Annotated in this window: 8 protein-coding genes; 3 read left to right on the forward strand and 5 right to left on the reverse strand. The window is 69.2% G+C overall.

Annotated elements, in window-relative coordinates:
* Positions 1–1,428 (reverse strand): tRNA (N6-isopentenyl adenosine(37)-C2)-methylthiotransferase MiaB (gene miaB, locus KD1_RS03820; protein WP_068397787.1); only part of this gene is annotated, 1,428 nt, incomplete at its 3' end.
* An 80-nt stretch (positions 1,429–1,508) separates the two neighbouring features.
* Between miaB and KD1_RS03825 the strand changes: the two genes are divergently transcribed.
* Positions 1,509–1,931, forward strand: coding sequence for a YccF domain-containing protein (locus KD1_RS03825; protein WP_068397790.1), 423 nt, complete (start codon positions 1,509–1,511; stop codon positions 1,929–1,931).
* A gap of 53 nt (positions 1,932–1,984) precedes the next feature.
* The gene (locus tag KD1_RS16480) at positions 1,985–2,134 is read left to right on the forward strand and encodes a hypothetical protein (protein ID WP_157073154.1); all 150 of its coding nucleotides are present in this window, start codon (positions 1,985–1,987) and stop codon (positions 2,132–2,134) included.
* A gap of 302 nt (positions 2,135–2,436) precedes the next feature.
* On the opposite strand, the gene KD1_RS03830 is transcribed toward KD1_RS16480, so the two are convergent.
* The 4 genes from KD1_RS03830 to KD1_RS03845 all read right to left on the reverse strand — a co-directional run bounded on the left by KD1_RS03830 (position 2,437) and on the right by KD1_RS03845 (position 5,739).
* Complete coding sequence (locus tag KD1_RS03830; protein ID WP_068397793.1) at positions 2,437–2,943, reverse strand: regulatory protein RecX; 507 nt, start codon at positions 2,941–2,943, stop codon at positions 2,437–2,439.
* Positions 2,944–2,945: 2 nt separating this feature from the next.
* Positions 2,946–4,001: a recombinase RecA gene (recA, locus tag KD1_RS03835; RefSeq protein ID WP_068397797.1), complete on the reverse strand. Its 1,056-nt coding sequence runs from the start codon at positions 3,999–4,001 to the stop codon at positions 2,946–2,948.
* Positions 4,002–4,207: 206 nt separating this feature from the next.
* The gene (locus KD1_RS03840) at positions 4,208–4,447 is read right to left on the reverse strand and encodes a DUF3046 domain-containing protein (RefSeq protein ID WP_068397800.1); all 240 of its coding nucleotides are present in this window, start codon (positions 4,445–4,447) and stop codon (positions 4,208–4,210) included.
* Between the two features lie 20 nt (positions 4,448–4,467).
* Positions 4,468–5,739: a DUF4921 family protein gene (locus KD1_RS03845; RefSeq protein WP_245627265.1), complete on the reverse strand. Its 1,272-nt coding sequence runs from the start codon at positions 5,737–5,739 to the stop codon at positions 4,468–4,470.
* A gap of 108 nt (positions 5,740–5,847) precedes the next feature.
* Between KD1_RS03845 and KD1_RS03850 the strand changes: the two genes are divergently transcribed.
* The coding region (locus KD1_RS03850) for a DEAD/DEAH box helicase (protein ID WP_157073155.1) at positions 5,848–7,862 on the forward strand (2,015 nt) is incomplete at its 3' end.

Consider the following 7,862-nt stretch of genomic DNA (forward strand, 5'->3'; position numbering starts at 1 on the left):
GCCGGGGCGCTCCTGGCTGGCCGCCCACGCGTCACCGCCGCGGGTGGCCCGGACGCGGTACGTCCCGCCGGTCAGGGCGCCGTCGGCGATGAGGTGATGCGGAGCGCCGTACGTCACGTCGACCTCGACGATGTCACCCGGGCGGGGCTGCTTGGCTCCGTTCGGCACGGCGAAGTGGACGAGCCGGTTGTCGCGGGCGCGGCCGGAGAGCCGTGCGGTGGCCTCGTCCTTGCGGCCCTCGCCGGTCGCGACGAGCACCTCGAGGGTGCGTCCCTCCTGCGCCCGATTCTCGGCCCAGGAGATCTCCTCCTGCAGCGCGCCGAGGCGCTCGAACCGCTCCTGGACGACGGCCTTGGGCACCTGATCGGGCATGGTCGCCGCCGGGGTTCCGGGGCGGATCGAGTACTGGAACATGAACGCCGACGAGAACCGGGAGTGCTCGACGACGCGCAGGGTCTCCTCGAAGTCGGCGTCAGTCTCGCCGGGGAAGCCGACGATGATGTCGGTCGTGATCGCCGCATCGGGGATCTGCTCGCGGACCTTGTCGATGATGCCGAGGAACTTGGCGCTGCGGTAGGAGCGGCGCATCTCGCGCAGCACGCGGTCGGAACCGGACTGCAGCGGCATGTGCAGGCTCGGCATGACGTTGGGGGTTTCCGCCATCGCGGTGATGACGTCATCGGTGAACGCCGCCGGGTGCGGGCTGGTGAATCGCACCCGCTCGAGCCCATCGATCTCGCCGGTCGCACGCAACAGTTTGCCGAAGGCGAGGCGGTCGCCGAATTCGACGCCGTAGGAGTTGACGTTCTGCCCGAGCAGGGTCACCTCGAGCACGCCCTGGTCGACGAGCGCCTGGACCTCGGCGAGGATGTCGCCCGGACGGCGATCCTGCTCCTTGCCGCGCAAACTCGGGACGATGCAGAACGTGCAGGTGTTGTTGCAGCCGACGCTGATCGAGACCCACCCGGCATAGGCGGAGTCTCGTCGGGTCGGGAGGGTGGACGGGAAGACCTCGAGCGACTCGAGGATCTCGACCTCGGCCGCCTTGTTGTGGCGGGCGCGGTCCAGCAGGGCCGGCAGTGAGCCGATGTTGTGCGTGCCGAAGACGACGTCGACCCACGGGGCGCGCTTGACGATGGTGTCGCGGTCCTTCTGGGCCATACAGCCGCCCACCGCGATCTGGAAGTCGTGGTCCTTCTTCAGCGGGGCGAGCTGGCCGATGTTGCCGTACAGCTTGTTGTCGGCGTTCTCACGCACGGCGCAGGTGTTGAACACGACGACGTCGGCGACCTCGGGGCGGTCGTCGCGCGGCAGGGACGCGAGATCGACGTAGCCGGCTGTCTCCAGCAGGCCGGCAATCCGTTCGGAGTCGTGCACGTTCATCTGGCACCCGTGGGTGCGCACATCGTAGGTCTTCAGGCCAGTCATCGCCCGTCAAGGGTACCCCCGGGGCGGACCGGGGTCGTTCCCGATGGCGGGTGGCTCCGGCGTGGCTCGATGATGAAGCCATGCTCCGCGCGATCCTCAACCTCATCTGGCTCGTCACCGGGGGGCTCTGGCTCGCCCTGGGCTACGTGCTCTTCGGCGTCATCGCCTGCATCCTCATCATCACCATTCCCGCGGGCATTGCCTCCTTCCGCATGGCCCGGTACGCCTTCTGGCCGTTCGGGAGCGCCGTGGTGGCCAAACCCGTGGGCGCGATGGGCGGGGCGATGAGCGGCCTCGGCAACGTCATCTGGTTTCTGGTGGCGGGGTTGTGGCTCGCCCTGGGGCACATCACGACCGCGGTGGCCCAAGCCGTGACGATCATCGGCATCCCGCTGGCGATCGCCAACCTCAAGATGATCCCCGTGACGTGCTTCCCGTTCGGCAAGGTCATCGTGCCGAGGAACGCGTTGCCGCCGGGTGAGCGGCCCCTGCACTCGTTGTGACGCCTGTGGACAAGCGCGGGGCCAGCCAAGGCCTGCGCGCGTAGCATCGGATGATGAGCATGTCGTCCCGTGATGAGGACCTTGTCACCCTTGAGGTGCCGGCCGATGTGGCCGCTGCCGTGAACGCACGCGTCGCGGCCGGTGAGTTCGCCAGTCAAGGGGATGTTGTTCGCGTCGCCGTGTATGGCTCCCGCCAGGACTAGGAGGTCCGCCTACGAGATTCTCGACGCCGACGCGGTGAGCCCCACGGGTCGCGGCGGGCAGGGGTTGTGACTCGCCGAGCGCAGACGTGACCCCCGGGACCATGTGGTTCCCGGGGGTCAGGTACGCCTGCTCGAGTTTCCTGCGATCAGCCGCTCAGCAGCAGCACGAGGAAGACGGCAAGCAGGATCGCAAACAGTGCTGGAGTGATTCGGCTCGCCATGTCCCCACCGTAGGCAGATGACCCCGCGATTCCTCTGAGTAGGACATCTCAGACGAAACGGACATTGTCGGCACTGAGCCGTCAGTCGGGCTGGTGCTCCGGCGAGTCGGTGATGACCTCGGTGACGATGGCCCGCACCGTGTCGGGGTCGTACCCCTTGCGGGCGAGCATGCCGGCCAGCCGTCGGGCCTGGACCGGACCATCGAGGCCGTGCATCGTCCGCAACTTCTTGGCCGCCAGTTCACGGGCCCGGTCGCGTTCCTGCTCCGGATCGACGTCGGCGAGCACCTCCTCGGCGGTGCTGTCGTCGACACCTTTGCGGCGCAGTTCGTGCACGATGGCCCGTTTGGCCAGGCCACGGCCCTCCTGCTTGGCCCGGACCAACTCGGTGGCGTACGCGTTGTCGTCGACCAGACCGACATCCTCCATCCGATCCAGGACCTCGACGGCAACGTCATCGGGGCAGTTGCGCCGACGCAGCGCCTCAGCCAACTGATGACGGCTTCGTGGCCCGGCGGTGAGCTGGCGCAAGACGATCGCGCGAGCCACATTGACCTGACTCGCGCGATCGGACTCCGGTTGGGTCATCCTCAGAAGTCGACCGGCACGTCGGCCGACGGCTCCACCGGAGCGCCGATGCCGAGCTTCTCCTTGACCTTCTGCTCGATCTCGGCGCCCAACTCCGGGTTGTCCTTGAGGAAGTTGCGGGCGTTCTCCTTGCCCTGGCCGAGCTGGTCTCCGTCGTACGTGTACCAGGCACCGGCCTTGCGCACGATGCCGTGCTCGACGCCCATGTCGATCAGACCGCCCTCACGGGAGATGCCCTGCCCGTAGAGGATGTCGAACTCGGCCTGCTTGAACGGTGGGGAGACCTTGTTCTTGACGACCTTGACGCGGGTGCGGTTGCCGACCGGCTCGCTGCCGTCCTTCAGGGTCTCGATGCGACGCACGTCCAGCCGTACCGAGGCGTAGAACTTCAGCGCTTTGCCACCGGTCGTCGTCTCCGGCGACCCGAACATGACACCGATCTTCTCGCGCAACTGGTTGATGAAGATCGCCGTGGTGCCGGAGTTGTTCAGCGCCCCGGTGATCTTGCGCAGCGCCTGCGACATGAGGCGGGCCTGGAGACCGACGTGGCTGTCACCCATCTCGCCCTCGATCTCGGCGCGGGGCACCAGGGCCGCCACGGAGTCGATGACGATGATGTCCAACGCGCCGGAGCGGATCAGCATGTCGGCGATCTCGAGCGCCTGCTCACCGGTGTCGGGCTGGCTGACGAGCAGCGCGTCGGTGTCGACGCCGAGCTTCTTGGCGTACTCCGGGTCGAGGGCGTGTTCGGCGTCGATGAACGCGGCGATCCCGCCGGCGGCCTGGGCGCTGGCGACCGCATGCAGGGCTACGGTGGTCTTACCACTCGACTCCGGGCCGTAGATCTCGATGACGCGGCCGCGAGGCAGGCCGCCGATACCGAGGGCGACGTCGAGCGCGAGCGAACCGGTCGGGATGACCTGGATCGGCGGACGGGTGTCATCGCCCAGACGCATCACCGCGCCCTTGCCGTGGGACTTCTCGATCTGCCCCAGGACGACGTCGAGGGACTTGCGCTTGGCCTCTTGGGCCTTGGCGTCGATGGGTGTGACGGACATGGTGCCTCCTGCTGTTCGGTCGAGCGCGTCCACCGGCGACCCGGGTCACGGTCGGGTTCGTCGTGATGTCGGGTCAGACGCTATGGCTCGGCACCGACAGCGATCCGCAGTCACCGTGGGGCTGTGGATGGGGCACCTGTCGAACCGGGCCATGTGGACAACCATAGCCGAACGCGTGTTCGAGACAAGGCGACGCGCCGAGCGGATCAGAGACGACGTTCATCCGTGGGTTTGGCGGGGCGGTCCTTGCCCAGACGACGCTCCAACGGGACCTCCATGTCCTCGCACAGCGCCAGCCACACCAGCCGCGGATGTTCCCCGGCCTCGAGGGCCTCGTTCACCGTCCGCTCCCCCAGCACGCTGAGCACGTGATCGCGCGCCAACGTGCCGGCATAGGCCTCCCCGAACTCGTCGTTCATCAGGGCCCAGAACTCACTCAGTCGCACGGTGGCGAGTCTGCCACGCCTCAGGCGTTGACCTCACCACGCGCCCGCAGCGGTTCGAGTGCCGCGCGCACCCGATCGGCCAGCGTCCACGGGTCGATCGTGTTGACGTAGATCTTCGTGCCGCCCTCGAACCCGGCGGTCGTGTTGATGCGCCACTTGAGGATCGCGCGCAGGGGCATGGGCTGGTCGATGCTCGGCGGCTGGTGGTGCCACTCCTCGTTGGTGGGCACGAGCACGCCGGTGGCCGCATGCGCCGCGTGCAGCAGGTCCGACCACCCGCGCACCGCGGCCTCCGAGAGTTCCCAGGGCCGACCCGGCGCGGTCGACCAGATCTCCAGCGACGGGTGGCGGTGCCCGACCCCGGCGGTCAGCACCGCGTGGTCGTTCTCGGCGATGACCAGCCCCTGCTCGCGGGCGTACTGGACACCCCAGCGCTCGTACAGGTCCGGTTCGTGCTCCAACCGCTCCAGTTGGGCGCGCAGATCGTTGCCCAGCTCGTCGACCGCGACGAGCTGCTTGTGCAAGTGGTCGAACGACGCTCCGGCCGGTTTGAGCCAGTTCTGGAACGCCGCGACGAGTTGGGCGTGCGGGTTCGACCGATACAGCTCGTGCATGGCCTGGATCGTCAACCGCAGGTATTGCTCGTGCTCGGCCGTGGAGAGGGTCATCGACCCGGCCAGTTGGTCGGTGCGGGTGGCGCGCGAGATGAAGTGACGACGCGCAATGACGACGACATGGGACGGCGCGAAGAAGCCGATCGCATGGTCCTCGAGATCGCCGGCACTCAGGTGCTCGATGTCGGCCTCGCTCGCCCCCGCGGCCCGCATGCGGGTGGCGACCAGGGCGGAGAGGTGCTCGCGACCGGCCGCCGTCGACTCATAGGTGCGCAGGGCCGACACCTGCTCCGCATTCGGCTCGTACCCGTGATTGGCGCGCCAGTAGTCGAACGAGACGATCTCGAAGAGGTTCGGCACGACCCGGAAGTCGGCGACGGTGGCCTCCAAACGGTTGGGCGCGACCCGATCGAAGGTCTCCCAGTGGTCACCGACGTGGACGACGCGCGTGATCTCCGGGGTGGTCTCCAGGTAGCGCCGATCGCAGAACGCGCAGTGACGCCCCCGCTCCGCCGGATCGATCGGATGGGCCTCGACCCCGAAGCCGGTCAGCGGGCGGTTGGCGCGGCCCGGGACGGTCCAGACATCGGTGCCGGTGAAGGGGTTGATCTGTTTGATCGTGCCGTCGACCAGACGGCTCAGGGGGCGGAAGTCACTGGGCGTCCTGGGCGTGGTCACGCTCGAAACCCTAACCACCCGGTCATTCCCGGGCATCCCGGAGCGCCGTGCGGTCACCTCGCGCGCGGTCGTGAGCGTTGTCGGAGCCTCGTGGCACGCTGGTGTCTGATGGGTGACACGGCCGCCAGCGCATCGGTGCTGGAGCGATTCTCCCCCGCGACCGCCGCCTGGTTCCGGGGGTCATTCGACGCGCCCACGACCGCCCAGATCGGCGCGTGGCAGTCGATCAGCGAGGGCAGGCACACCCTCGTCGTCGCGCCCACCGGGTCTGGCAAGACCTTGGCGGCGTTCCTGTGGGCCCTGGACCGGGTGGCCGCCACACCGGCGGCCGACCCGGCCCACCGGTGTCGGGTGCTGTACGTCTCCCCGGTCAAGGCGCTGGCGGTCGACGTCGAGCGCAACCTGCGCTCCCCCCTCGTCGGCATCGGGCACACCGCCGAGCGGCTGGGGCTGCCCCGGCCGGAGGTCACGGTCGCGGTGCGATCGGGCGACACCCCGGCGTCGGCGCGGCGGGCGTTCACCCGTGCGCCGACCGACGTGCTGATCACGACTCCGGAATCGTTGTACCTGGTGCTGACCTCGTCGGCGCGCGAATCGCTGCGCGGCATCGAGACGGTGATCATCGACGAGGTCCACGCCGTCGCGGGCACGAAACGCGGCGTGCACCTGGCGCTCTCCCTCGAACGACTCGACGCCCTACTCGCGGCACCGGCCCAACGGATCGGGCTGTCCGCCACGGTCCGCCCGGTCGAGGAGGTGTCGCGCTGGTTGGCGGGCGGTCGGCCCGTCACGACAGTGCAGCCGCCGTCGACGAAGGAATGGGACCTGCGCGTCGTCGTGCCCGTCCCCGACATGACCTCGCTGGACGACGCTCCGGGCGGCGATCAGCCCGACTTCTCCGGCGCCGCCGCCGGGGACGAGCGGCATGCCTCGATCTGGCCGCACGTCGAGGAGCGGATCGTCGATCTCGTCGCCGAACACCGCTCCACCCTGGTCTTCGCGAACTCGCGGCGACTGGCCGAACGCCTGACCACCCGGTTCAACGAGATCTGGGCCGACCGGGGCCACGAGACCGTGCTCGCCCGTGCCCACCACGGGTCGGTGAGCAAGGAGGCCCGCGCCGCGATCGAGGACGACCTCAAGATGGGCCGCCTGCCCGCGGTCGTGGCCACGAGCAGCCTCGAACTCGGCATTGACATGGGCGCGGTCGATCTCGTCGTGCAGGTCGAGTCTCCGCCGAGCGTGTCCAGCGGATTGCAGCGGGTGGGCCGGGCCGGGCACCAGGTCGGGGCGGTCTCACGCGGGGTGTTGTTCCCCAAGTACCGCGGTGACCTGGTCCAGACGGCCGTTGTCGTCGAACGGATGCGCACGGGCGCGATCGAGGAGTTCCACACGCCGCGGGTGCCGCTGGACGTGCTGGCGCAGCACATCGTGGCGATGTGTGCGATGGACGAGTGGCAGGTCGACGAGCTCGAGGCCCTGGTGCGACGCTCCGCGCCGTATGCCGGGATGGGTCGAGCCGTGCTCGAGACGGTTCTCGACATGCTCTCGGGGCGCTACCCCAGCGACGCGTTCAGCGCCCTGCGCCCACGCCTCACCTGGGATCGGGTGACCGGCACCCTGACCGGGCGACGCGGAGCGCAGCGGCTCGCCGTAACGAGCGGCGGCACGATCCCCGATCGTGGCCTGTTCGGGGTGTTCCTCGCCGCCGGTGACGGACCGGGGCGACGGGTCGGCGAACTCGACGAGGAGATGGTCTACGAATCCCGCGTCGGCGACGTCTTCACCCTGGGCACCTCGTCGTGGCGCGTGCAGGAGATCACGCACGATCGGGTGCTGGTCACCCCCGCGCCGGGTGAACCGGGCAAGTTGCCGTTCTGGCACGGCGACGCGCCGGGGCGACCGGCCGAACTGGGCGAGGCCGTCGGCGGGTTCATGCGTGAGGTCGGCGGGCTGTCGGCCGAGGGCCGTCGCGCCCGGGTGCACGCCGCCGGGCTCGACGACTGGGCGTCCGACAACCTGCTGGCGCACCTCGATGAGCAGGTCGCCGCGACCGGGCGGCTGCCCCACGACCGCGGCCTGCTGCTCGAGCGGTTTCGCGACGAGATCGGCGACTGGCGGGG

Origin of the sequence: Kribbia dieselivorans NBRC 106261, assembly GCF_001552435.1 — a bacterium.
Lineage (GTDB): Bacteria > Actinomycetota > Actinomycetes > Actinomycetales > Dermatophilaceae > Kribbia > Kribbia dieselivorans.

Bases quoted from the DNA above. Each gene is read 5' to 3' on its own strand.
- KD1_RS03825 (WP_068397790.1), top strand. From the start codon at position 1,509: ATGCTCCGCGCGATCCTCAACCTCATCTGGCTCGTCACCGGGGGGCTC.
- KD1_RS16480 (WP_157073154.1), top strand. From the start codon at position 1,985: ATGAGCATGTCGTCCCGTGATGAGGACCTTGTCACCCTTGAGGTGCCG.
- KD1_RS03830 (WP_068397793.1), bottom strand. From the start codon at position 2,943: ATGACCCAACCGGAGTCCGATCGCGCGAGTCAGGTCAATGTGGCTCGC.
- recA (WP_068397797.1), bottom strand. From the start codon at position 4,001: ATGTCCGTCACACCCATCGACGCCAAGGCCCAAGAGGCCAAGCGCAAG.